Source organism: Halalkalibacter lacteus (assembly GCF_036663595.1).
GTDB classification, from domain to species: Bacteria; Bacillota; Bacilli; order Bacillales; family Bacillaceae_D; genus Halalkalibacter; species Halalkalibacter lacteus.
The window spans coordinates 42,139-67,570 of sequence record NZ_JAWRVL010000019.1; the positions used below are offsets into that span (position 1 = coordinate 42,139).

16 protein-coding genes and 10 pseudogenes are annotated in these 25,432 nt (G+C 36.1%); 17 read left to right on the forward strand and 9 right to left on the reverse strand.

Annotated features, from left to right (window positions below; translation table 11 throughout):
* Window positions 1–62: 62 nt before the first annotated feature.
* From SAZ04_RS14285 to SAZ04_RS14305, 5 genes and pseudogenes are all read left to right on the forward strand, one after another.
* Window positions 63–1,751 carry a M3 family oligoendopeptidase gene (locus SAZ04_RS14285; RefSeq protein WP_332696246.1) on the forward strand — a complete coding sequence of 563 codons (1,689 nt, stop codon included), beginning with the start codon at window positions 63–65 and terminating at the stop codon, window positions 1,749–1,751.
* Window positions 1,752–1,960: 209 nt separating this feature from the next.
* Window positions 1,961–4,096, forward strand: a complete 2,136-nt coding sequence (locus tag SAZ04_RS14290) for an ATP-dependent Clp protease ATP-binding subunit (RefSeq protein WP_332696304.1) — start codon at window positions 1,961–1,963, stop codon at window positions 4,094–4,096.
* A gap of 303 nt (window positions 4,097–4,399) precedes the next feature.
* Window positions 4,400–5,760, forward strand: a pseudogene (locus SAZ04_RS14295) (IS4 family transposase).
* Between the two features lie 75 nt (window positions 5,761–5,835).
* Window positions 5,836–5,961, forward strand: a complete 126-nt coding sequence (locus tag SAZ04_RS14300; protein ID WP_332696248.1) for a hypothetical protein — start codon at window positions 5,836–5,838, stop codon at window positions 5,959–5,961.
* A 194-nt stretch (window positions 5,962–6,155) separates the two neighbouring features.
* On the forward strand, window positions 6,156–6,365 hold the full coding sequence (locus tag SAZ04_RS14305) for a hypothetical protein (RefSeq protein ID WP_332696250.1): 210 nt from the start codon (window positions 6,156–6,158) through the stop codon (window positions 6,363–6,365).
* 100 nt (window positions 6,366–6,465) lie between these two features.
* Here the strand turns inward: SAZ04_RS14305 and SAZ04_RS14310 are convergent, their stop codons facing one another.
* Window positions 6,466–6,645, reverse strand: coding sequence for an H-type small acid-soluble spore protein (locus SAZ04_RS14310; protein WP_332696252.1), 180 nt, complete (start codon window positions 6,643–6,645; stop codon window positions 6,466–6,468).
* 202 nt (window positions 6,646–6,847) lie between these two features.
* Here SAZ04_RS14310 and SAZ04_RS14315 point away from each other — a divergent pair.
* The 4 pseudogenes from SAZ04_RS14315 to SAZ04_RS14320 form a co-directional block, all read left to right on the forward strand.
* Window positions 6,848–7,933: pseudogene (locus SAZ04_RS14315) on the forward strand (DUF4158 domain-containing protein); the annotation flags it as partial.
* 70 nt (window positions 7,934–8,003) lie between these two features.
* Window positions 8,004–8,123 (forward strand): annotated as a pseudogene (locus SAZ04_RS23490) (Tn3 family transposase); the annotation flags it as partial.
* A gap of 43 nt (window positions 8,124–8,166) precedes the next feature.
* Window positions 8,167–8,313 (forward strand): annotated as a pseudogene (locus SAZ04_RS23495) (sensor histidine kinase); the annotation flags it as partial.
* A gap of 159 nt (window positions 8,314–8,472) precedes the next feature.
* A pseudogene (locus SAZ04_RS14320) lies at window positions 8,473–8,769 on the forward strand (aminotransferase class III-fold pyridoxal phosphate-dependent enzyme); the annotation flags it as partial.
* Between the two features lie 467 nt (window positions 8,770–9,236).
* On the opposite strand, the gene SAZ04_RS14325 reads toward SAZ04_RS14320, so the two are convergent.
* Window positions 9,237–9,989, reverse strand: coding sequence for an IclR family transcriptional regulator (locus SAZ04_RS14325; protein WP_332696256.1), 753 nt, complete (start codon window positions 9,987–9,989; stop codon window positions 9,237–9,239).
* 435 nt (window positions 9,990–10,424) lie between these two features.
* Here SAZ04_RS14325 and SAZ04_RS14330 point away from each other — a divergent pair, with 435 nt between their 5' ends.
* The 4 genes from SAZ04_RS14330 (at window position 10,425) to SAZ04_RS14345 (ending at window position 14,371) form a co-directional block, all read left to right on the forward strand.
* Window positions 10,425–11,366, forward strand: coding sequence for a dihydrodipicolinate synthase family protein (locus SAZ04_RS14330; RefSeq protein WP_332696258.1), 942 nt, complete (start codon window positions 10,425–10,427; stop codon window positions 11,364–11,366).
* Between the two features lie 38 nt (window positions 11,367–11,404).
* A complete protein-coding gene (locus SAZ04_RS14335) occupies window positions 11,405–12,499 on the forward strand; it encodes a sialic acid TRAP transporter substrate-binding protein SiaP (protein ID WP_332696260.1) in 1,095 nt (364 codons plus the stop codon).
* A gap of 66 nt (window positions 12,500–12,565) precedes the next feature.
* Window positions 12,566–13,072, forward strand: a complete 507-nt coding sequence (locus SAZ04_RS14340; protein WP_332696262.1) for a TRAP transporter small permease — start codon at window positions 12,566–12,568, stop codon at window positions 13,070–13,072.
* Window positions 13,073–13,084: 12 nt separating this feature from the next.
* Entirely contained in the window at window positions 13,085–14,371 is a 1,287-nt protein-coding gene (locus SAZ04_RS14345; protein ID WP_332696264.1) for a TRAP transporter large permease, read from the forward strand.
* Window positions 14,372–14,490: 119 nt separating this feature from the next.
* Here the strand turns inward: SAZ04_RS14345 and tnpA are convergent.
* Window positions 14,491–14,920, reverse strand: a pseudogene (tnpA, locus tag SAZ04_RS14350) (IS200/IS605 family transposase).
* 578 nt (window positions 14,921–15,498) lie between these two features.
* Between tnpA and SAZ04_RS14355 the strand changes: the two are divergent.
* The 3 genes and pseudogenes from SAZ04_RS14355 to SAZ04_RS14365 all read left to right on the forward strand — a co-directional run.
* Window positions 15,499–19,455: a LamG-like jellyroll fold domain-containing protein gene (locus SAZ04_RS14355; RefSeq protein ID WP_332696306.1), complete on the forward strand. Its 3,957-nt coding sequence runs from the start codon at window positions 15,499–15,501 to the stop codon at window positions 19,453–19,455.
* Between the two features lie 89 nt (window positions 19,456–19,544).
* Window positions 19,545–20,468 (forward strand): alpha/beta hydrolase, encoded by a 924-nt coding sequence (locus SAZ04_RS14360; protein WP_332696268.1) that lies wholly within the window; start codon window positions 19,545–19,547, stop codon window positions 20,466–20,468.
* Window positions 20,469–20,652: 184 nt separating this feature from the next.
* Window positions 20,653–20,796, forward strand: a pseudogene (locus SAZ04_RS14365) (IS4 family transposase); the annotation flags it as partial.
* 75 nt (window positions 20,797–20,871) lie between these two features.
* Here SAZ04_RS14365 and SAZ04_RS14370 read toward each other — a convergent pair.
* The 6 genes and pseudogenes from SAZ04_RS14370 to SAZ04_RS14395 form a co-directional block, all read right to left on the reverse strand.
* Window positions 20,872–21,846, reverse strand: a complete 975-nt coding sequence (locus SAZ04_RS14370; protein ID WP_332696270.1) for a LacI family DNA-binding transcriptional regulator — start codon at window positions 21,844–21,846, stop codon at window positions 20,872–20,874.
* Window positions 21,788–22,545 (reverse strand): annotated as a pseudogene (locus SAZ04_RS14375) (YczE/YyaS/YitT family protein). The gene SAZ04_RS14370 and the pseudogene SAZ04_RS14375 overlap by 59 nt, the downstream one beginning before the upstream one ends.
* Window positions 22,514–22,726, reverse strand: a complete 213-nt coding sequence (locus tag SAZ04_RS14380) for an HAD family hydrolase (RefSeq protein WP_332696272.1) — start codon at window positions 22,724–22,726, stop codon at window positions 22,514–22,516. Before SAZ04_RS14380 ends, SAZ04_RS14375 begins: the two are co-directional and overlap by 32 nt.
* Before the next feature lie 4 nt (window positions 22,727–22,730).
* Window positions 22,731–22,901, reverse strand: a complete 171-nt coding sequence (locus tag SAZ04_RS14385) for an IS3 family transposase (protein WP_431309012.1) — start codon at window positions 22,899–22,901, stop codon at window positions 22,731–22,733.
* Window positions 22,875–23,380, reverse strand: a pseudogene (locus SAZ04_RS14390) (transposase); the annotation flags it as partial. The pseudogene SAZ04_RS14390 and the gene SAZ04_RS14385, both read right to left, overlap by 27 nt.
* Before the next feature lie 494 nt (window positions 23,381–23,874).
* A pseudogene (locus tag SAZ04_RS14395) lies at window positions 23,875–24,231 on the reverse strand (transposase); the annotation flags it as partial.
* A 166-nt stretch (window positions 24,232–24,397) separates the two neighbouring features.
* On the opposite strand from SAZ04_RS14395, the gene SAZ04_RS14400 reads away from it, so the two are divergent.
* Complete coding sequence (locus tag SAZ04_RS14400; RefSeq protein WP_332696274.1) at window positions 24,398–25,408, forward strand: LacI family DNA-binding transcriptional regulator; 1,011 nt, start codon at window positions 24,398–24,400, stop codon at window positions 25,406–25,408.
* The last annotated feature ends 24 nt before the right edge of the window (window positions 25,409–25,432 follow it).

The window sequence follows — 25,432 nt, forward strand, 5'->3', positions numbered from 1 at the left end:
TTGTTATTTATTAACATCTAAATATTTGATACGATAAGCTTATATGTAGAGGAGGTTGTAAGATGTCTAAGTTTTATATTGAAACGTTTAATTTTCAAGAACCAGAAGTTCTTGAAAAAGCTCTCAAGACATTATTAAATCAATCAATTGATACAGTTAATGAGTTAGAAGCATGGTTGAAACAACAATCAGAACTTTTTGATGCAATAGAAGAAGCAATGTCTGGACATTATATCGATTTTCAATGTCAAAATAATTCAAACGAAGCAAAAAAAACGTTTGAACACGATCAGAGTGTTATTGACCCTCTTTTTAAAAAATATGTCTCATTTTTCGATGAGAAATTCTTAGAGTTGAAAGTGAGAGACCAATTCCCCCCTTCCTTTTACAAACAATTAATTAAAAGTAAAAAAAATGCTAAAGAAATATTCCGATTAGAAAATATTGATCTTGAAGTAAAAGAAGATAGCTATGCGACAAATTACTTTGAGCTTATCGGGGCATTGACGGTTCATTGGGAGGAAAAAGAGCTAACATTAAGCGAATTAGCGCCGTACATACAAGATCCTGATCGTGAAACGAGGAAAAAAGCTTTTACATTAATCTCAGATGCAATCCTCTCTAAAGAATCCATCCTTCAACAAATTATGAATGAATTAATCGTTATACGTCATCAAAAAGCAAAAAACGCAGGACTTGTTAATTATCGTGATTATATGTTTAAGAAATATGAGCGTTTTGACTATACACCTCGGGATTGTAGGGAGCTTGCAGATTCAATTCGTAAGTATGTAAAACCATTAAAAGAAAAATTACAGAAAGAACACATGTTAGAATTAGAAGTTGAGAGGTACCAACCTTGGGATCGACAAGCGGTTCTTAAAGGTCAAAAGCCACTACAGCCTTTCTCAAACACAAATGAGCTTATTAAACATTCGACTACTATTTTACATAACTTAGATCGCAGGTTTGCTGAGCTTTTAACAACAATGAATGAAAGAGGTATGCTTGATTTAAACAGCAGGAAAGGAAAATCTCCAGGAGGATTTTGTTCTCCGCTGCCATTATCCGAACTTTCATTTATTTTTATGAATGCATCTAAAACACACGATGATATGATTACATTGCTACATGAAATGGGACATTGCATTCATAATAACCTTATGAGTTGTCAACCTATTCGTGATTACAGAGAAACACCAATGGAATCAGCTGAATTAGCAAGCATGTCAATGGAACTTCTGACAATGGACCAATGGAATTTGTTTTATGAAAATGAACAGGATTTTAAACGAGCGAAGAAAGAACAATTGAAAGGAATTATCGATTTTCTTCCTCAAGGGATGATTATTGATCAATTTCAGCATTGGATGTATGAAAACCCTAATCATACTGCATCTGAACGTAATGAGAAATATCAAGAACTTATGATCGAGTTAGATTCAGGAGTTGTTGACTGGAGCGGTTTTGAAAAATGGCAGCAAGCTTCTTGGCTTAGAATTCTTCACATATTCGAAGTACCGTTTTACTATATTGAGTACGTTATTGCTCAACTAGGTGCTGTTCAAATGTACAAACAATATCGAGAAAACCCAAAGCGAGCACTTGAATACTATAAGCAAGCTCTCGCCCTTGGATCGTCAAAATCATTACCTGAAGTATATGAAGCTGCTAGTATTCGTTTTGATTTCTCGGAAACAATGGTCAAAGACTTGATGAATTTTATTGAAGCCGAATTGGAACTGTTATAAGTAAGAAAAGAGTTGTTTTACAAGACAACTCTTTTTAGTAGTTATAGCTAAGAACCTTAATTAGCAAGATGCAATAAATTTTCCAGTTGAAAAGTCAAAGAAGGTCAAATGTAATAGAAATAGCTCCACGATATATTACAGCCTTTAATGGCTTTTTCTTTTATACAAAAGGTCAAAATTGGTCAAATTCAAGAGGAGGTATAACCGTGATTTTATGTGAAAAATGTCAAAGTAAACAAGCGAATGTAAAAATGAATATTATGATCAATCAGTCTAAAAAACAGATTACGTTGTGTTCAGATTGTTACGCTCAAACACAAAATGGATATAGAATGTCATCATTGCATTTTGACGACTTTTTTAAAGAGTTGTTACAAGCCAATACACATAACGTGACTAACGAATTTATACAACAAGTAAAAGAAGCAACTCCTAATCAAGGTGGGGATGGATTCCTTGATAAACATGGCCGTAACTTATCTAAAGAGGCTAGACAAGGTCGTATTGATGCTGTGATTGGCCGAGAAAAGGAAATTGATCGTGTAATTGAAGTATTAAATCGCCGTTCAAAGAATAATCCCGTTCTAATTGGTGAAGCAGGGGTTGGTAAAACAGCAATCGCTGAAGGATTCGCACTAAAGATTGTAAAAGGCGAAGTTCCTACTAAGCTTCTTAATAAGGAAGTGTATGTTTTAGACATTAATTCACTTGTTGCTGGTACAAGCTATAGAGGACAATTTGAGGAAAAAATGCAACAACTTGTTAGAGAACTAGGGCAACGTCAAGATGTTATTCTTTTTATTGATGAACTTCATATGATGGTTGGGGCTGGTGGTACTTCTGAAGGATCTATGGATGCAGGGAATATTTTAAAACCCGCTTTGGCAAGAGGAGAATTACAAATAATCGGTGCGACAACATTAAAAGAGTACCGAATGATTGAAAAGGATCCAGCACTAGAGCGTCGCTTCCAATCAGTTCATGTTAAAGAGCCAACAACGGATGAAGCTTTTGAAATTCTAAAAGGAATTCGCCCTATTTATGAATACTACCACAATGTAAAATACTCTGATGAAGTGTTAAAAGCCTGTGTAACGTTATCAGATCGGTACATTCAAGGTCGATTTTTACCAGATAAAGCAATCGACTTACTTGATGAAGCTGGATCGAAATTAAATTTAACACAAGGTATCACAGACAAAAGGAAATTACAAAAACGTCTAGATGACCTTATTCGCGAAAAAAATAAAGCGACTAAGCAGGAGGATTATGAAAAAGCTGCAAAGCTACGTGATGAAGAAGTGAGCATTAAGAATAAGTTAGCTACCGAAGTAGTAGAGCCTGTAACAGAAGTAACCATTGAACACATCCAAGATATTATAGAGAAAAGTTCAGGTATTCCTGTTAAGAAACTACAAAAGTCAGAGCAATCAAAAATGAAAAATTTACAGTCTAATTTAGCGAACAAAGTGATAGGACAAGAAAAAGCGATTGAAAAAGTTGCAAAAGCAATCCTACGTGCTCGTGTAGGACTAAAACCAAAAGCGCGTCCAACGGCTTCCTTCCTATTTGTTGGTTCAACAGGAACAGGGAAAACAGAGTTAACAAAAACACTTGCAGCAGAATTATTCGGAAGCAAGGATTCCATGATTCGTCTTGATATGAGTGAATACATGGAAAAGCACTCAGTTTCGAAACTAATTGGGTCCCCTCCTGGATATGTAGGTCACGACGAAGCTGGCCAATTAACTGAGCAAGTACGCAGAAATCCGTACTCAATTATTCTTTTAGATGAGGTCGAAAAAGCACATCCTGATGTCTTAAATATGTTCCTGCAAATTATGGAAGATGGACGCTTAACCGATAACCAAGGAAGAGTAGTAAACTTCAATGAAACGGTTATTATCATGACATCAAATGCAGGCGTGAATGAGAGCAAATTAGCTGCAATCGGTTTTAATGAAACAGAAGGTGAAAGTGTACTTGCTACACAGGGTGTTCTTGAAAGTTTAAGAGATTACTTTAAACCTGAATTTCTAAACCGCATTGATTCGATTATTGAGTTCAATTATTTAGAAAAAGCTGATTTAATCAAGATTATCGATATTATGCTTGAAGATTTACGAAGTACGTTAAAAGAACAAGGTTTATCAATGGAAATAACAGTAGAGGCAAAAGAAAAGCTTGCTGAACTGGGGTACCACCAAGCATTCGGTGCATGTCCATTACGCCGTGCTATTCAAGAACATATCGAAGATCAAATTACAACATTGATCATAAACAATAAAGAAAAAGTAGATTCCATCAACGTATCTGTTGAAGGTCATAATATTAAAGTTAAATAAAGAAATATAGCAAGAGGCTGTTTAACGAAAGGTTATTCTGTAAAAACACGGACAAGACGTGAAGTTAAAGAGAAAACCTTCGTGAGGCAGCCTCTTTACATATGCGGAGCTAAAAAAGGATTTTCTATATTAGTTACTCAACTTTCGCACCAAAAAAAGTTCAATAAGCTCAACCAACAGTAGTTGCTGACGTCATTGAAATACTTTCATTGACACGAAAAATTTGCATAAAAAACACCCATCCGTTTGGTATAGTTGATTTGTCGAGAATCAAACATTCCATACAGAAGAGGTGTCCTCTATATGATAGCGAATAATGACCAAACTAAGCAACTACCAAATGAATTAAAATCTACATTTAAAGAACTAAAAGTTTTGAAACATCTTAGGAAAGCTGGAATTACCAAATCTTTTGGCTTTACCTGTGCTTATTTATTTCAACTCATTTTTTGTTTGATCTTTGAAAACAAAAACTGGTTTCGTACACTTGAAAGCAAGAAATCTACGGATATTCCAGCTAAAGACGCGGTCTACCGTTTCTTAAACCGTTCTACTTATTCATGGAGAAGATTTCTACATTTATTAAGCGCACACTCGATTGAAAAAGTGAGTAAACTTACGAATCATGAGCGTATCAAAGTACTGATTGTTGACGATTCTTCCTATGATAAAAATCGGAGTAAATCGGTTGAACTCCTTGCGCGTTGTTTTGACCATGCTTCTCAAAAAATGCGTTTTTACAAAGGCTTTCGCATGCTTACTCTTGGTTGGTCAGATGGTACAACATTTATGCCTGTAGACTTTTCTTTATTAAGCTCTAAAAACAGTGTCATCAATGGAATATCAGATAAAATTGATAAACGCAGTTCTGGTTATAAGCGACGTGTCGAAGCATTACAATCTGCACCTGAACAAATTCCATCGATGGTCCAGCGTGCCATGAACTCGGGAATTGAAGCCTCTTATGTTCTGATGGATACTTGGTTTACACATCAGCCGCTTATTAAAGAGATCAAGGATCAAGGTCTTGATGTCATTGGCATGGTGAAAAACTTAAAGCAACGTTATCTTATCCAAGGAAAGAAGTTCGGTCTAAAAGAACTGTATCACTTAGCCACTCCTATCCAGGGTAAGAAGGAATTCTTCGTTCGATTCATACCACACAAGCGAATGGGGTTCCTGTCAAAATTGTCTTTGTCCGCAATCGTAATAAAAAGAGCGAATGGTTGGCTATTTTAAGTACAGATTGTTGTTTAAGTGAACAAGAAATCATTCGTATCTATGGAATTCGCTGGGACATTGAAGTCTTTTTCAAAACAACAAAGTCATTATTAAAGCTACAAAAGGAGTTTCAAGGTCGTTCTTATGACTCCTTGATTTGTCATACCACGATTGTGTTTACTAGATACATTGTACTCTCTTGGCAGAACCGTTGTAGCACAGACCAAAGAACATTAGGCGGTCTATTCTATGAATTATGTGATGAAATCAGTGATCTTGATTGGGCTGTTGCACTTGGGCAGCTAATCGAGCTTCTTCAAGATGTCCTAAAAGAAAGTAACAAAAAGATTCAAAAGTTAATTCAATGTCAACTACAACAATGGATTGCAGGCTTACCTAACTACATCAAGGTCTACCTGCCTATTTCAGTGTGCGAAAGTTGAGTTAGTTAGAAATGTTACCATATGTAAAATAATGAAAAAATTATAAAAAGATGGTTGCCAGTTGATGCAAGCGCCATGTTTGTTTCCATTATAAAAGTTATTATTATTCCGATTGCACTTGGAATTACGGTCAAAAAATTACTTCCGGCTTATGTTGATAAAGGAACAACCGTTATGGTTCATCAGGGCCAGCGATCGTGACATTGTGGGCGAGGATTGATTCTAAACGAACTAAGGATGAAGCAAAGGATGATACAACATCTGCTCGTTTCTAAGGAAGGATGAAGGATTAAATGCAAAAACGCTTGGGAAAATTGAATCCTGAGCGTTTTCAATTTTTTATTGATGAATATTGAATGAACATTAGACAAAGCCTACTATATGAGGTGATTCTAATGAAAAAAGAGCGTAAAAGTCAGTTTGTTATGCCAACAAAAGCAAATACAGCAGGTGAGCTGGAGGGGCGTACGGAGTTAGATCGAACACCCTCTTCTCATACAGTTGATCGTTATGCAGGTGACTCAGTAGATAAACATAGGGAGATAGAGAAAGCTAACGAGCATTTTGCTAATGAGGAAATATCACAAGTGATTGATAATTCATGAAGCAAAAGGCTGCTACTAGCGGCCTTTTGCTTTTTTAGAGGATGACAAAAAAAAGATATCTCTATACCAATAGACCGTAAGAAATACTCGTTTTTGATTGTTAGTGTTCAATCAGACTAGATAAATTGACTTCTTTTTCATCCTGTGGATTTGATAATGGAAAGATTCTAGCTGTTTCATGTTCCTCACTAACTGATTGAATGTACACAGGGTCTTGATTATAGGTGACATTTGCCATTACTGGTGATGTTGCAATTTCTTGAGCTCTTTGTTTAATCATTGGTAACCCTCCATTGATGAATTTCAAGTTTACTTTACACAAAAAATGTTAGGTTTATACATCGTATTACGCCTAGTCACAGGGTTGCTGCTCTAGTCTGTCACACAGATCCCAATAAAAGGAAAAAAGTTATACTGATTTCTTAGTTATCTTGATGGTTCTCTATGTTTGAAATTATACTATTTAAAAAGAGGGAGAACCAATGAAGAAAAATTGGACTGAAGACGAGATTTTAGCAAACTTTATGTTAATGCCAAATGAACTACATTTATCTATGGGGAATAAAACAGAAGTGAATCGTTTGGGCTTTGCTGTGTTACTAAAATATTTCCAACAGGAAGCTAAATTTCCGAGTAAGAAACAAGATATTCCTAAAACAATGATCGAATACATAGCTAAACAATTAGGCACTTCGCCTGATCGATTTGACGAATATAGTTGGGATGGAAAAGAAAAGACTTATACTCGACATCGAAAAAATATAAGGGGTTTTTTTAGTTTCCAAGAACTTACACTTACAGATAATGAGCGTTTTGGACAATGGTTAGAAGAACAAGTTCAGTTTACACATGATACATACTATTTAAAAAATCAAGCATACAGTCTCTTTCGTAAATGGAAAGTTGAACCTCCTTCTATTGGGAGCTTGAATCGATTGATTGACTCTGCCATTGATACTTTTGAAAAGAACTTGTATCAAACAACATATCAGCTATTATCTGCTAAGACATTTGCTCGATTAGATGCCTTACTTGAATCCCAATCTGATGAAGAATCTAAAGAAGATAAAGAAAAAGAAGTAAACGATATTTTAACTTTTCGTCAACTATTAACTTCTCCTCGTAAACCAAGTGTAAAAACGATGGAAACGGAAGTCAAAAAACTGTTAGCTATACGACACCTTCAAATTCCTGATCATTTGTTTCATCATATGACTCCAAAATTAATAAAGAAATATCGACTTCGTGCAGCTACTGAGACAGTAACGGAATTACGTGCACATCCAACCCACATTCGCTATACCCTACTTGCCACCTTATTTTGGCATCGCCAAGCTGAAGTTATCGACTATTTAGCTGATCTTTTAGATGAAATTACTCTCAAGTTCGGAAATAAAGCCAAGAATACAACCCGCAAAGAAGCAGTTGAAGAATTGGAAAGAGTTCAGGGGAAGATTCAACATATTGTCAACTTATTAAAAGCCATGGTTGATCATCCAGATGGAATCATTCAAGATACCCTATATCCGATTGTTAGCTCTTCAACAATTAGGAAGATTATTAAAGACAGCCTTTAAGCCGGTATTCGTTCCTAATCCCAATAAACTGAGAAGGAGTCGATGTTGAACGGTTTCCCACTTTGGATCTTATGATCAAAACCTTCTCACCGAGTGGCATCCTCGTTATAAGAGACATGGGGTTATGATCTATTGGCATACGGATCGAAAATCAGCTTGTAGCTATTCGCAACTTAAGAAAAGCTACCCGTTACTTACTTATTAAACAGTAGCGTGAGTTACATGATAGTATTGCTCAGTCGCTTTTTCTATTGTCTGTTAAGATTAATAAATTGGAGAAAAATGAAAGTCACCTGAAGAATTTCGACTTATTTCAAAATGTCAAAAAAACAGTAAAACATGTTCATGAAGATGTAAGACATGCCATCTTTAAGCTTAGGAACTCTCCTATGGAACAAAAGTTTCTTTGGACTAATTCATTGGATGCTTTATTTAACAATTTTAAGGAAGAAACGAGTAACAAGGTACATGTTGAATGGAGGTTAAAAGATACTTCCTTAACACCAAAAGAAGATGGGCTGGATCTTAGGAGAAACTTTTTACAAAACCACCCTTTTGTTGGTGACGTACGTGGCGGCAAAGGTCTACTTATTGGAATAGAACTTGTAGCCGATAAAGAAACGGAGGTCCCAATTGATGTAAGCATTGTAAATCAAGTGATTGCTTCATGTAAACAAAAGGGAGTTATTATTGGGAAGAATGGGGCTACTGTTGCGGGCTATAATAACGTATTAACGTTAGCTCCGCCTTTAACTATTGAAGAGGAAGATCTAACCTTTCTAATTCAGACGTTAAAAGATGCACTTTATGAAGTAAATAATGATTAGTAATGAATGAAACACGATTTCGGGTGTGATCACAGACTTAAATAAACTTGAATTTCGAGCCAGTGGATAATGTATAATATCCACTGGCTCTTTTTAAAATGTTCGATATTCTTTACATTTTCGAATGTGAGTTTTTGTTACTTTCCTGTGATTTTGCAAAGAGAGTAATTGCTAGTATGGTTGCCTCTATTGTTGCCGCAATTCGTTCAACACCCCTTTTTGAACAGGAGCTTTCAGCCAGGTGATATGGTTTTTTTCGATACTTATAAGCGAGATGGCATCATTCGTCAAGATGGTTGTTGAGCATATTGTGAAGCCTTTTCAGAGTAATAAAAACTGAAAAACACTGATGATAGTTTCTTTTATCATATCAAAAAAATTAAAATTTCTTCCTCTTAGGCGGAAGCACAACAGACTGATTGGAAAGGAAGAACAGTCTATTGTACGACTTACAGAAGGTATCTCTGTTAACCTCTATATCCCATTTTAGCAGAAATTTCTTTTGCAGTATTTTTAATTGTTTCCGCTAGTTCCCCATTCAATCTTTCTTCAGGGAGCCTAAAGGCAGGACCAGAAATACTTATGGATGCAAAAGCCTCCCCATTAGAATTCCTAACAGGTGTAGCAACACAAACTATATTTTCCTCATGTTCCATATTGTCAATAGAATATCCTCTATGTCGAATGCTAGCCAATTCTTTTAACATAAGCTCACGCGTTGTAATGGTCTGGGCCGTTTTTTTCTGTAGTCCCTTTTTATTTATAATTCGGTCAATTTCTTGCTCGGGAAGAAAGGCCATCATAGCTTTTCCTACCCCTGTACAATGCAGAGGGGCTTGAACCCCAATAACTGAGTGGGTTCGAAGTCGTTGTTGTGACTCAATACAATCAACATACATAACAGCATCTTTACTAATTATACCAAGGTGTATTGTTTCATTAGTGAGTTCATTTAATCCTTTTAAATATGGACTAGCAATCCGACAAAGATCTAATTCTAATTGTGCTAGATTGCCTAGCTCAATAAGTTTAATACCTAAAGTGAATTTTTTTGTTAAATTATCCCTCTTCACCAGTTGATAATGGTGAAGGGTTTTTAAAATGAGATGTGTACTACTTCTAGGGATATTCATTTTTTCAGAAATTTCAGCGCTACTAATATTAGGGTTTTCTGAGAGTAGCTCTAACATCATAATTGCTTTAGACAACGTATTATTCATAATAATTCACCTTTTCAGTTAAATTTTTGTTTTGTTTTATATTCAAGAATATTAAATTTCATTTATAGAAAAATTTGAAAATAACAATTGACAGATTATTCAAATGAAGTTAACATGTAAATTATAATCCATATATATACATTAAGTTCATATATATGGATTATAACACGGAATACCATAATAAGAAAGACAAGAGTTTTTGCTTGGATCCTTTTCTTCATTCAAAGTTCTTTTCACAGATGACCTTAGTTTTTTATTTATTTTGAAAGCGCATACATTATATTTAACAATATTGAAATGAAGGTGATAAGTAGAAAAACAGAGCTATTGTTTCAACTAATGAATTGGCTGGTTGATCAAAAGAAGACATATACAGGTACTCGAGGCGGAGAAAATATCGTGAAGCAATCATTGTAGTAATAATAGAGGAGAGATATGATGTCGAAATTAATTCCTAATGGTGTGTGGCCCACATTAATCACTCCATTTACAGAGACAAATGAAATTGATTATGCTGGTGTTGAAAATTTAATTAAATGGTATTTAGAAAGAGGAGTCGATGGATTATTTGCGGTTTGTCAATCTAGTGAATCCTTTCAATTATCGGTGAAGGAAAGAGTGCAATTAGCAGAGTTTATCTGCAAGAAAGTAAATGGAAACGTTCCTGTCATTGCTGGAGGTAACTTTTCTGATTCATTAACTGGTCAAGTAGAAGAAATAAAGGCAATGTCTCAAACAGGGGTCACTACTGTCGTATTATTAGCTAATCGTTTGGCTCATCAAGCTGAATCAGAAACAGTATGGAAGCAAAATCTAGAATATGTTCTTAGTCAAGTACCGGATATAGAATTTGGTTTATATGAATGTCCATCTCCTTATCATCGTTTAATACCTGCTGATACGTTAAAATGGGTAGCTTCTACGAATCGCTTTCATTTTATTAAGGAGACTAGCTGTAATATTGAAAAGATCAAGGAAAAACTAAACGCTGTTCAACAAACAGATCTTAAAATTTACAACGCGAATTCGACGACACTATTGGAATCTCTTAAGTTGGGTGTTGCGGGCTATAGCGGGATAATGGCTAATTTTCACCCTGACCTATATGTATGGCTAATGAAACATTGGTCTGATGAACCCGAAAAGGCTAGAAAACTTCAAGACTTTCTAGGAGTGGCGTCTGTGTTTGAACAGCAAATGTATCCAACAAATGCGAAGTACTATATTCATTTAGATGGTGTGAACATTAACTATAATAGTCGTGTTCAGAATAAAGCTAATTTAACGTTAAATTACAAGTTAGAATTACAGCAATTACATGCCTTATCAAAACAATATTCTAAAGAATATATTTTTCAATGTTGTAAGGAGCAATAATATTTTCAAGAAATTAAAATTGAAAAGGGGAGATTTAAATGTTAAAAAGCAAAAAAATGTTTCTGTTTTTAGCACTATTACTTACTTTCTGCATAGTTCTAGCAGGTTGTAGTGGGGGATCATCTGAATCATCAACAAATGCCAAAAACGAAACGGAAGAAAACAATGACAACAGTAATAATGAGGTGGAGGCTGAACCTGAAGATAAAACCTTTGAGTTGAATTTTTCTACAGCTAGTGTCCCTAATGATGCACATACAGAAGGACTATATGTACTTAAAAATTCTATAGAAGAAAAGACCGATGGTCAAGTTACTGTGAATATACACCATTCAGGTTCTTTATATACTCAGGAAAATGAAAGCAATGCTCTTAGGAGAGGTCATCTGGAAATGGCTTATACGGGTGCCGAATGGTTGGCTGAGGAGTTATCATTTCTCTCCATGTTTACATCTGCTTACTTGTATGAGGATTACGATCATATGACAAGTGTATTAAATGGTGAAATTGGTGAAGATGTATTTGATCAAATTGCTGAGGAGTTGGGTATTCGTCCATTAGGTGCATTTTATCTTGGTGCAAGACATATTAACTATCGGGATATTGGGAAAGAAATAAGAACTCCGGAAGATATGAAAGGTGTTACTCTAAGAATGCCAGGAAGTCCAACTTGGTTGTTTGTAGGCAAGGCAATGGGTGCTACTGCTACTCCTGTTGACTTTTCTGAACTATATATGGCCTTAAATACAGGGACAGTTGATGCTCAAGATAATCCACTTCCCACTGTTAAAAATGCTTCTTTTTATGAAGTAACGGATTATGTTTCCTTAACGAATCATATCGTGGCTTCCGTTTGGCCTACAATTAATGAAGATGTATGGGTGGAAATGGGAGAGGAATTACAGGGTAAAATGATGGAAGCAGTTGAAGAAGCTAGAGAATTCGTAGATCAAACGAACTTAACAGCTGAACAAGAAGTTATTGACTTTCTTAAAGGAGAAGGTCTAGAGATTATTGAACCAGATGTTCAAGCATTTAGTGAGCATGTTCAACAACAGTATTTAGATAGCGAAGAAATGTCTTCAACGTGGGACATGGATTTATTTGATCGAATAAAAGAAATGGCTGAGTAATTTATGTTATTGGGAAGCCTTTTTTAAAAAGGCTTCCCAGTCATAAAAGGAGGTATCAAGATCTAGATGAGAAACCTTAAAAGTAGTGCGAATTTCCTTCGTAATTTAATAGAAGTGTATATTCCAACTATTACTCTATCGATTATGCTTATCGCTTTCATTATTCAAATATTTAGCAGATATATATTGAAAGACCCCGTTACATGGACATATGAAGTCACAACAATAGCATTTATATGGACAGTCTTACTTGGGTCTTCTTATGCGAAAAGAACTTCCGATCACGTAGACTTTGGTGTGATCTATGATTTGTTTAACGATAAATGGAAACGATATTCTAGAATTGTAGTAAATATCCTGTTAATTATATTGTTAACGTTCTTAATCGTTCCAGTTTATGAATATCTTGATTTTCTGTCCACACAAAATTCTCATGTGTTAAGAATTCCGATGAACTTTGCTTATGCCCCATTTTTAATATTAATTATTTCCTTAGTCATATATTCTGTAACCCAAATGATAAAAGATATTAGTAATATCATTAATCAGTTTAAAGGGAATCACGTAGAGTAGGAGGGTAGTTATATGGATGGAATATTTATAGTAACTATAGTTATCTTTATAGTGAGTTTTATTCTTAAAATGCCTGTATCTATAGGAATGATCATTAGCTCTGTCTTCTACTTTTTAGCAAATGGTCGAGATGTCAGCCAAGTATCAGAAATAATGCTAACAAATTTAGAAAGCTCCTATGTTATTTTAGTAGTTCCACTATTTATTTTAGCTGCAAACGTTATGAACTCAGGCATGGTGACGGACCGAATATTTACTTTTGCAAATTCATTAGTAGGAAGATACAAGGGTGGGTTGGGACATGTTAATGTAGTAGCTTCTTGTATATTCTCTGGTATGACTGGGTCTGCCATTGCAGATGCAGCTGGCCTTGGGAAAATGGAAATAGAAGCCATGAGGAAAAAAGGGTATGATGATGGATTTAGTGCTGCGATAACGGCTGCTTCATCCACGATTGGTCCAATATTCCCTCCGAGTATCCCATTAGTAATCTATGCGATGTTATCTGGTGCTTCAATTGGTGCATTATTTCTAGCGGGAATCATACCAGGGCTACTAATTGGGGTAGCACTTATGGTTTATATTGTAGTCATTGCTAGAGTAAGAAATTACCCAGCAGGAGATCGGCCTAAAATGAAAGAGTTTTTAATTTATTCATTTAGAGCTATACCTGCATTGTTTACCCCTGTCATTATTTTATTGGGTATTTACAGTGGCATTATGACACCTACTGAAGCAGGAGCGGTGGCGGTATTATATGCAATTCTAATTTCTCTTTTTGTATATCGCTCCTTTGGATTTAAACAGCTAGTTGAAGTACTTGCTGATACTGCAAAAACATCTGGTAGTATTGGATTAATAGCCGGGGCCGCATTTTGTTTTTCTTATATATTTGCTTACGAACAAGTGCCAGCAATGATTTCAGGTTTAATCCTTGGTTTTACAGATAACGTAATTATTTTCTTGTTGATTATAAATCTATTTTTCCTAATAATGGGTATGTTTATAGATACGATGATCATGACTTTGGTATTTATCCCAGTAGTATTACCATTAGTTCAGGAAATGGGGGTTGATCCTGTTCATTTTGGAGTCCTAATTGTATTAAACATGATGATTGGGCTATCGACACCGCCATTCGGAATGTTATTATTTGTGGTTTCTGGAATATCTGGTATTGCATTAAATAAAATTATGAAGGAAATTATTCCAATGATTCTTGTAATGTTGGTAGTGCTCGGAATCGTTACATATGTACCGGCAGTCTCAACATTTTTACCGAAATTGTTCGGATATTAAACGACCACCTGCTAAAGCAGGCGGATTTGGACATAAAATGTCTACGACTAAAGTCGTTTCTTAAGACTGAAGTCATCTTAAAGGCCTATATGCTTAACCACACTAAAATTTGACTAAACTCACTCTTCTATCGTGAATATGTCGTTCTTTTCTTCATTGAATTGGTTTGCAATATAATTTCTTATTGTCTCTTCATCTACTGTTCCTACTGTGGCACAAAAATAGCCCCTTTCCCATAAGTGCTGGCCCCAATATTTTTTTCAATTCGGGAAATTGATACTGGAGAAGCCTTGATGATCTCCCTTTTAGGTACTGCATGATTTTACTTGGAGCAAGACTCGGTGGACATGATAGCAATAAGTGGATGTGATCTTTTCCAACACTTCCTTGCAAGATTGTGATGCCTCTTGCTTCGCATCCTTGCCTGATTAATTCTCGCGTTCTTACGGCAATCGGACCACGTAACACCTTATATCTATATTTTGTAACCCAGATTACATGAAACTTGATGTCAAAAACTGCATGACTATTCTTCTTATATCCGTCCATACTTTCACCTCACACCTTAAGTATGGACATCGAAGTATAAGGCTAAAAGCGTATACCGTCTAAAGACGGTGGAATTAGACCACGCGTTTGGAAATTAAAACAAAACGAGAGATTCATAGTTGGACAATGTAATTTCTAACGAAATTTGCACAACTATGGTCATTCCATTCACAAAAGAAAAAGAAGTAGATTATCAAGGGGTTGAACGATTAATAGAATGGTATATACAACGAAAGGTTAATAGATTCGTAATCTCATCCTAGTTGTTAACCCCTTTATACTTATTACTCGTTATTTACAAATGAAAATGTTCAGTTTCTTATCACCGTATCCGTACCATAGGGAGATGAAATGTATAAAGCAGAAAATTATCTCCTAAAAACTGCTCGCTATTATTTCTGAATATTCTAAATATTTTGAATTACGATTATCTCCCCTTTACTTTAGGGTTAACCATACAAGATTTATTCAGAGATCCTTAGGGCTAAGAAGACTACTCTGTGACAAATAAAAGGAGGTGTAAAGGGGTTTAGGAGCATTCATATTCTAGTGAAAAATTGAAGGGAGTTAGAAATGTGATGGGAAAAACTATTCGATTTGTACCCACTATTTTGTTGTTATGTTTATTATTCTCAGTAGGGCAAGGAACAGACAGAATAAATGGAGAGGAGAAGGATATTGAAAGCGTTCCTATGCTAGAACGAATTGAATACAATAATCCAGGACTTGTTGTAGATTTAGGCATTGGTGCTTGGGCTCATCCATTACCAATGGACTATAACGGCAATGGACATTTGGATTTACTCGTCTCAGGAATTGATAAGCCTTTTAACGGATTGTATTTTTTTGAAAATATAAGTGGAGATGTGAAACATCCTGTTTTTAAAGAGCCAGTTCGAATCAGTCATGGATTGGATAATGTAACGATTTCCTATGTTGACGGTGAACCGATTGTGACAACGCCAGGCAGAGTGTATCCAAATGTGAAAGAAACAGGTCTTTATCCTAGTGAAGCGATCCCTTTTGAAGGAGTAGTGCACGTTTCCGAAGGATTTCTTCGCGGTAATCAATGGAGTTTTGTAGACTATAACGGTAATGGAGTACAAGATTTAATTGTTGGAGTAGGGGACTGGGATGATTACGGATGGGATAATGCCTTTGATGAAAATGGTGAATGGACAAATGGTCCACTGCATGGCTATGTTTATTACATTGAAAACCTAGGAACTACCGAAGATCCTGACTATAGTGACCCGGTGAAAATAGAGGCAGGTGGTAATCCAATTGATGTATATGGTAAACCATCGCCTGTTGTTGCTGATTTTAATGGTAATGGGAAGCTAGATATTATTACGGGTGAACATTTAGATAAACTAACGTTCTTTGAAAATATAGGAACTAGAACTGAACCAGTCTATGATGAGGGAAAGTATCTTGAAAACAATAATGGTACCATAACAATGGATTTACAAATGCTTGTTGTTTCTGCTATTGATTGGACAAAGAATGGTCATATGGATTTGATTGTCGGACAGGAAGATGGAAGAGTTGCATTAGTTGAAAATACAGGGGAAGTTGTCAATGGAATGCCTGTATTTGAGGAACCATACTTTTTCCAGCAACAAGCAGATACTTTGAAAGTAAACTTATTAGCCACACCGGATAGTTATGACTGGGATGGCGATGGAATCGAGGACTTAATTGTCGGTGATACAGCAGGAAGAATTAGTTTTGTTAAAAATCTGAGTGGTGGGGCAAGCCCAACATGGGCAGAGCCAGTATATCTTGAAGCTGGTGGAGAAGAGATACGCATTCAAGCAGGTGAAAACGGATCCATACAAGGGCCGGCGGAGGCTAAATGGGGATATACTGTCGTGAAAGTAGCAGATTGGAATCACGATGGACTGCCGGATATAATTGCTAACGATATATGGGGGAAAGTACATTGGTATGAAAATGTCGGAACACGTAAGAATCCTGTGTTAGCAGCAGCCCAACCGATTGAAGTGGAATGGGAAGGAGATGCACCCAAACCTGAATGGAATTGGTGGGATCCAGAAGGAAAGAGCTTGGTAACACAATGGCGGACAACGCCATACGTAATGGATTTAAATGAGGATGGATTAAATGATTTGATTATGCTGGATCATGAAGGTTACCTTGCATTTTTTGAACGTCAAGAGATAGATGGTCAATTGAAACTGCTTCCTGGCGAACGAATTTTCATAGGTGAAGAAGGTTCCTCCAAATTCGATAAATTCGGTTATGCGGTTATGGAACCAAAAGGACCTATTCAAATGAACTATGAAGAAGCTGGTTCTAGTGGACGTAGGAAGTTTACAATCGTTGACTGGAACGGTGACGGGAAACTGGATTTACTTGTGAATGGTCGTCCAAATATCAATTTACTCCTTAATGTTGGAACAGAAGAGGAACCATTCCTTTTTAGAAATATGGGTCAAGTTACAGAAGGTGTTTTAGCAGGACATACGACCTCCCCAACAATTGTTGATTGGAATGATAATGGTGTTCCGGATCTTTTAGTTGGTGCCGAGGATGGACGTATGTATTACCTCGAGAATAACTATAGCGAGAATCAACCTGCACCAAGAGAGCCTAACCCTGTAGGCGAAATTAATGATTTGATCGGTCATTGGTCATTCAATGAAGGAAATGGTCATATAGCCAATGATGATTCGGGATATGACAATTATGGTGTTATCAAAGGTGCTTCATGGATAGATGATGGCTATGAGGGAAGCGCTCTTCAATTTGATGGATTTAACGATTATATAGATTTAGAGCATACAGTGGGGCCTTACTTGGATGGTGCATCAAGTATCACTGTTGAAGGATGGATAAAACTAGATTCTCTTGAAGCAAAAACAGGAATGAAGATATTTGGTAGTAGAATTGATGGTGGTAGAGCAGGTGTGGAGCTCAATATTCGAGGCAAATTAAATACGATTCAAGTTGCAGGCAGAAGTCAATCCAGTGATGCATATAACAAACACGAATACTCATTAGAACAATTTAATTTTGGTGAATGGAACCATATTGAAAGTATACTAGATTTTAAAAACAATGAGATTAGATTGTTAATTAATGGAGTAGAACAAACGGCTATTCCAGGTACAACAATCAACTTTGGTAGTAATAAGTTTGTTCGTGGAACCACATCTCAGCATGACTATATTGGGAGAGGTCCTAATGAGACCGAATACTTTACAGGAATGCTTGATGACATAAAAATCTACCGAACGACTTCAAAAGAAGAAGAACCTCAGCCGCCAAGAGAGTCACAACCTGAGGGGGAGCTGAATGATTTAGTCGGACATTGGTTATTTAATGAGGGGAGTGGAAATAATGCTGGCGATGAATCAGGATATGATAACTATGGCGTGATCCATGGTGCTTCTTGGGCACCCGGTTATGAAGAACACGCACTACGATTTAATGGAATAGATGATTATGTAGATTTGGAGCATACAGTTGGACCATATTTAGATGGTGCAAGTGGTGTTACAGTAGCTAGTTGGGTGAAAATGGATTCCATTAAACCTACCGGAATGAAGATTTTCGGAACTAGAATTGATGGTGGACGTGCTGGAGTAGAGTTAACTGTAAGAGGAAACCAAAATACGATTCAAATGTCGGGTAGAAGTCAATCCGCTGATGCTTACAACAAGTATGAATATTCTCTTGATTCGTTTATTGTTGGAGAGTGGAATCATGTTGTGGGTGTAATGGATTATAAGAATAATGATATTAGACTATATATTAATGGGCAGGAACAAACACCAAGCGGTGGTGCTGTTAACTTTGGTAGTGACACCTATATTAGAGGAACAACGAGTGAGCCAGATTCAATCGGAAGAAGCCCGAATGGAACGGAATACTTTAATGGGAGCCTAGATGTTATCAGTGTATATAGAACCTCACTTTCATCTGAGGAAGTGTTAAATCTCTTTGGAGAACAGGTAGTAGATCTCGCTGAAGTTACACTAAATTCAGAACGCACTACTATAAATCCTGGAGAAACAATACCTTTGAATTTAGCCGGGATAATGACTGACGGAACAGACGCAAATTTTGATGATATGGAGATTGAATATTTAACAACAAATTCTGACATTGTTTTTATCAATGATAACGGAGAACTTACATTGGCAGAAGGATTGAATGATGTCAGATCTTTTAAAGTATGGGTTAATGTCACATTTAATGGAAACATAGTTACTTCAGATTCACTTGAAATAACGATCAAAGCTACGATACCGTTAATCGAGCAAACACTAGAATATTATTATCAAGATGCAGAAGTGCTTAGTCATCCACTGTATGTGCAATTGAAAGAGCGGTTGAAACAAGCACAACATTACTATGATGCAGATCGTGACACTCAAGGAATTAAACATATGTCGGATTTTATAAAGCATCTTAACAATGAAGCGATGGATGAATTTATAAAAGCGGAAGCAAAAGTCTTTCTAAACGATGATGCCCAATCAATTATAGACAATTGGTCTAACTAGATAGCAGTAATAGAGACTCCGCTTTGTAGAATAAAGTGGAGTTCCTATTACGTTGTAGTTATATAAACCGATAGAGAGAAGGTAATTAGATGACACTGAGACCACATGTTAAAGCCCATTTAGAAGAAGTAGCAAGGGTTGATATATCAGATATGGAAGAATTAAAAAAAGATAGAGATCGATTTCAACAAAGAGATCTGAAAGGTTTTAATTATCCTTTACAAAAAGTTGATGATCTTTCTATTAAGAATAAAACGAATACTCTAATTAGAGTATATACACCCAATATTGAAGGGCCTTATAACTTGTTTGTGTTTTTTCATGGTGGAGGATTTGTAAAAGGTGGTTTAGATTCTCATGATTTAGTTTGCCGTAAGTTAGCCTATAGGGGAGGGGTTAAAGTGATCTCTGTCGATTACCGATTAGCTCCTGAACATCCCTTTCCAGCTGCACCTGAGGATTGTTACTCTGTAACAAAATGGGTTTCAGAGCATGTGGAAATGTTAGATGGAGTGGGTAAACAAATTTTCATAGGTGGTGATAGTGCTGGGGGTAATCTGGCTACTGTAGTGGGACAAATGTGTAGGGACAGAAAAGGGCCATATATCGCTAAACAAGTTCTTATATATCCAGTTACTGACTATTATTCGTTGGAACATGATTCTATTTACGCCTCTTATAATGAAAATGCTAAAGGATATGGACTTACAAATGGAGAAATGGCTCAGTTTTGGAATTACTATATTGGAGAAGATGAAAATAAGTTACATCCTTATGCATCCCCAATCAGAGCTGCAGATTTAAGTAACTTGCCAGGTGCACTAGTGATTACAGCTCAATATGATGTATTAAGAGATGAAGGAATTGCTTATGCCAAAAAACTGTTCCAAGCTGGTAACTTTGTCCAACATAGACAAATTAGTGGGACAATACATGGCTTTTTATCTTCTTTTCCTGAAGAAGTAGAAACAGAAGAAGTATATAACTTGATCATATCTTTTCTCGAAAATTAAAATCTTTTAATTATTATAACTCAATTTTCGAACCTTGAAAACTGACCTTGTATTAGTTCTATCAAAGCTTTAAGCACGATCAACTTCATTGCTTGACGACTGCCTTTAAACAAGAAAAAGCACCTCATTCTTTGGTATAGTGGAATTGACTAGAAACCATTACCACAGAAGAGGTGCCTTCTCTATGATAATTGAAAAAGACTCAAATGAGCAACTACCAAATGAACGTTCAGCTTTATTTTCTGAATTACAACTATCGAAACACCTGCGCAAAGCGGGCATTAGAAAAAGCTTTGGGTTTTCATGTGCCTATTTGTTTCAGCTTGTTACCAGAATTAGTTATGGCTTAAACAGAAAGGGGCTGATCCTAAAAGACATTTACCTTTTGGATCAAGCCCCTGATTTATGCTGATTTTCTTTTAATTAGCTCTAATTTCAGTGTTATAACAGAAGGAACTTCCTGATTGTGAATAATTCTATACAATAGGTTAGCTGCCGTCTCACCAACCTCTATAATCGGTTGATTGATTGTTGTAAGCTCTACTACCTTAGATATAGGCTGGTTATCAAAGCCTATCACAGCTAATTCCTGCGGAATCTTTAATCCCTGTTTCTTTGCTTCATAGATAATTCCCGCAGCTACCTGGTCGCTACCTACAACCATCGCAGTAGGACGTGATGGTTGTGCCAAAATAGTCTTTGCCGCTTTAATCCCGTCCTCAATCGTATATTTTTCATCAAAATACCAGTCATCTCTCCAAATCAACCCGTATTCTTTTTGAAGGTGAAAAAAAGATTTCTTTCTGGTTACTCCTACTCCACTCCGTGGGTTTCCCATACACAAACCAATTTCTTGATGTCCTTGAGATTTCAAGTGATCAACTGCCAACTTAATACCGGATTCATGATTCACAAACACTTTTGCAATCTTTTTACTTTCGGAGAACTCATAAGAAATGATTTTCCCAAAATAAGAGAGTTCATCAATTATACTGACGGGACTTATACTCGAGCCTAAAATAAGTCCATCAATCATTTTATATTTCAGCATATTAAAAAACTCTAACTCTTTTTTTGGATCGTTATTAGTTTGATGGACAAGTAAACTATAATTATGTTTATTACACTCTTTTCCAATACCTTCAATCAAATTACTAAAAAACGGATGGTTTATCTTGGGAACGATAACCCCAAATACATTTGTTCTTCCTCTGGATAAGTTTATAGCATTTAAATTGGGGACATAGTTTAATTCCTCTATTGCCTTTAGAACAGCATCTCTTTTTTCGGGTTTCACATAAGGTTGATTATTTAATACCCTAGACACAGTCGTTCGAGATACTTTCGCTCTTTTTGCTATCTCTGTTATATTGCTCATCCAAACTATCCTCCTCGCTTAAAGAACGTGTTAATCCAACCTTATGCAAAAGTTGATCAAACAAACCTATAAGAAAACCCAAGCACAGTACAACTATAATGGTTCCCACTCCAATAGGGCCACCCCCAATCCCAATAAAAGCAAGACCAAAGGCTATTCCTTCTCCAATTGTTTTTGTAACATTAATTCCCCATCCCGTTCTCTTAGTGATCGCTAGCATTAACTCGTCATTAGGAACAGACGGGAAAGAAGCACGTAAGTAAACGGCTATCCCAAAAGTTAGTATACATAATCCTCCCAAAAACAAAAACCACCGGTAAAATAAATCTTCGATTTGCAGGAATTGGAGGAGCTTTAAGTTCAAAATATCAACAAAAAGTCCAATAATAAGAATAGGAATAAAACCAGATACGTTTGGGATACTTCTTTTTATAAAGCCATTCACAAAAATTAGGATTCCACCAACGATAAACACCCATGATCCAATTGTAAGTCCAATTTTTTTGATAAAGCAACATTTAATGCATCCCATGGAGCTATCCCAACGTCTGATTTGATCATGAAAACAACCCCTAGAGATAAAATAAAGAGGCCTAATATATAAATGAAACATCGACCAAAGAAGTTTTTCATCTTACTTGTTTCCAATGAGACTGCTTTTTTGTATCTAATATCCTTGTATATACTCTTGAAAAGCATACGACACACCACATTCTTTATTTGATAAAGTTTTAAAGTCGGCTATTTTAATAAGCTCTTCATCTGCATTTCCCATAGCTATTCCCATTCCTGCTACTTTAAACATAGGCATATCATTTAAATTATCCCCGATCACTGCAGCATTCTGAACGGTTGTTCCATAATACTGGTATGTCAACACTAAATCAAACAATCTTTTTAAGGGGTAAGTTTCGATAAATTACCGGACTTTGATACCCAAGGGCACTGTGCGAACGGATGTTATTGTACCAATTGATATAATCAAAAAGTTCAAGATCTAGGTGGTTAAGAGAGTGGAAATGCGCTCCACCAGCTTTTAAAAGGTTTCCTTTTATTTTGCGAGTTCCATATATTTTACGGTTTTCGTTAAAGATCTTTAGTATTTTTTCTTTTAATTCTTGTTCTTCTTTAGCCTTTTCTTTTTCTTTTTGAGCAGCTATTTCTGTTTCATAATAAAAGCTACTTCGAGCTATTTGTAGGACTTCGCACATTGCTGATACCGAATAGAGGTGTCGATTTTTTTCAATCACTTCTATTTTCGTCCCATGATCAGCGCGGCTTGCTTTAACATATCGACTTCCATTTCTAGCTGTTTATTTCTTTTTCTTAACTCAATCAATTCTTGTTCTTCCGGGCTTCGATTGTCTTTCTCTTTGAACGAACCAGACTGTTGAAACTGAGTAATCCACCTGTCTAATGCAGACGCAGTTAATTCATATTCATGAACAATCTCTTGACGGCTTTTTCCACTCTCATATAAAGCAACCACTTGCTTCTTAAATTCTGTGGTAAACGTTCTTCTTTTTTTGGACATAGTAGATTCGCTCCTCACTCTTTGTGTATTATTCTACTAGCCCTTATTTTTATTGTCCAACTCCCTCAGTTAGATACATATCCCTCTTAAATACTCGCTTATTCCTAGGATATCAAACCACTTATCAGAACAATAGTGGAAGAAAGAGCTGGGGCTTAGTCGTTAGGGCTACATGAGGGCATGCGGGAATAGAGGAGATAATCAATTCTCCACTTATTTCCATATAGTGCACGTATTCTCCACGCCGCCCCTGGAGGCTATCCCTCCCATGTCTCAACGGGTCTAAGCCCTCTCATTCCTTCGTCATGCCTATCCAAGGGGTGGAGGCCGGTTTTGCTAAGTGAACGGGTCTAAGCCCTTTGGTTGGACACATCCGGTACTCCGTGCTTTCTTTGAGATTCTACGAATAAGCCAATATTCAATAAAATACTAATAGTAACTTCTAGCTAATTTCTTTGATTTGTTCCTTCTAAAAGAGTATTTAGAATGGTTCCTTATGCAGCTATTGGTGTTAAGGGTTGCACTTTTTCAGGACAATATGACTCATTACTTTGGGCCATCGCCACTAACATTCTTGCTAGCTTACCAATCAGTTTCATAACCGATTTCATTTTCTTCATTTTTTTCGCGTGAACATTGTTGTAGTGAAGTACTTTGAACTGAGGGTTGTTTGCTATAAGGCTCATTGTTGCTAAGTACAAGCAACGCCGTAGCCGAGATCTTCCACGTTTTGAGAGGACAATTTGCCCTTTCCATTTCCCTGAGCAAGCTTCAACTAAATGCAGTCCCGCATGCCGTAATAGAGAATTACCGTGTGCGAACCCACTTAGATTACTTGCTTCTCCTAAAATAAAGAGAGATATCTCAAGATTCGAAAAAATATTTTGATTTTTTAAAAAAGTAAGGTTGTTAAATTTTAGATTATGTAGTAAAGTTTTAAATGTAAACGCTTACTTAAGTGATACCAAGGCTTTAAATAGTTTGATGTAAACGATTGCTTACTTAGGAGGTGATACAATGATGAAAAATACAATTAAAGATGTAGCACTGGAAGCGGGAGTTTCTACAGCCACAGTTTCGCGAGTGGTAAACCAAAGTGGTTTTGTAAGCGATGACATAAAAGAGCGTGTTTATTTAGCTATAAAAAAACTTAACTACCAACCAAATGCAATTGCTAGAAGTTTAAAACGAGATAAAACCAATACAATTGGTATTGTAATTCCTGATATATCAAATCCATTTTATATGAAAATCTCAAAAGGGATTGAAGATATCATTCAACAAGAAGGCTACAACTTAATTTTTTGTAGTAGTGATGAGAATCCCCAAAAAGAAGAGAAGTTGTTACAGTTAATGTATGAGAAACGGGTGGATGCTATTGTATTAGCGACTGCTGATGGTAGTAAAGAAATGGCTAGTAGAATTAATCAAGCTGGTGTGCCAGTTGTTTTGGTCGATAGAGACTTTGATATTGAAAGTCAAAAATTAGATTCGGTCACAGAAGATAACGTTCAAAGTACGTATGAATTAACAAAATATCTTTTAGATAAGGGACATCGATATATTGGGGTTGTAAATGGATTGTTACACGTGAGTACTGGTTGGGGGCGTTATGAAGGGTATAGTAAAGCTCTTAAAAAGTACGGTATGGAAGAAGATACGAAATATATTTTTAATGGATCCTTCACGCAAGATGGTGGAATCAAAGCAGTTGATTATTTTCTTAATTTTGCTCAAAAGCCATCAGCCATTCTATCATTTAACAACATAATGACATTCGGTGTTCTCCTCGAACTAACGAGGAGGGGATATTCGGTGCCTAAAGATATAGTTGTTGCTTCATATGGTGACATTGAAGCAGCACAATTATTAAAATCACCTGGGATTATATCCATAGTTCAAAAACCTTATGAAATGGGACAAAGAGTAGGTGAAATTTTATTGAAACGCTTAAATAACGAGCGAGGGTCCTTTACTGAAATATTTAAACCTAAATTGGTTACACATGAAAAAAGTTCAATTAGCTAGAAATGATGGAAGGTGGTTAAGTAA

Bases quoted from the DNA above. Each gene is read 5' to 3' on its own strand.
- SAZ04_RS14285 (WP_332696246.1), top strand. From the start codon at position 63: ATGTCTAAGTTTTATATTGAAACGTTTAATTTTCAAGAACCAGAAGTT.
- SAZ04_RS14300 (WP_332696248.1), top strand. From the start codon at position 5,836: ATGTTTGTTTCCATTATAAAAGTTATTATTATTCCGATTGCACTTGGA.
- SAZ04_RS14305 (WP_332696250.1), top strand. From the start codon at position 6,156: ATGAAAAAAGAGCGTAAAAGTCAGTTTGTTATGCCAACAAAAGCAAAT.
- SAZ04_RS14310 (WP_332696252.1), bottom strand. From the start codon at position 6,645: ATGATTAAACAAAGAGCTCAAGAAATTGCAACATCACCAGTAATGGCA.
- SAZ04_RS14325 (WP_332696256.1), bottom strand. From the start codon at position 9,989: ATGAATAATACGTTGTCTAAAGCAATTATGATGTTAGAGCTACTCTCA.
- SAZ04_RS14330 (WP_332696258.1), top strand. From the start codon at position 10,425: ATGATGTCGAAATTAATTCCTAATGGTGTGTGGCCCACATTAATCACT.
- SAZ04_RS14335 (WP_332696260.1), top strand. From the start codon at position 11,405: ATGTTAAAAAGCAAAAAAATGTTTCTGTTTTTAGCACTATTACTTACT.
- SAZ04_RS14340 (WP_332696262.1), top strand. From the start codon at position 12,566: ATGAGAAACCTTAAAAGTAGTGCGAATTTCCTTCGTAATTTAATAGAA.
- SAZ04_RS14345 (WP_332696264.1), top strand. From the start codon at position 13,085: ATGGATGGAATATTTATAGTAACTATAGTTATCTTTATAGTGAGTTTT.
- SAZ04_RS14355 (WP_332696306.1), top strand. From the start codon at position 15,499: ATGGGAAAAACTATTCGATTTGTACCCACTATTTTGTTGTTATGTTTA.
- SAZ04_RS14360 (WP_332696268.1), top strand. From the start codon at position 19,545: ATGACACTGAGACCACATGTTAAAGCCCATTTAGAAGAAGTAGCAAGG.
- SAZ04_RS14370 (WP_332696270.1), bottom strand. From the start codon at position 21,846: ATGAGCAATATAACAGAGATAGCAAAAAGAGCGAAAGTATCTCGAACG.
- SAZ04_RS14400 (WP_332696274.1), top strand. From the start codon at position 24,398: ATGATGAAAAATACAATTAAAGATGTAGCACTGGAAGCGGGAGTTTCT.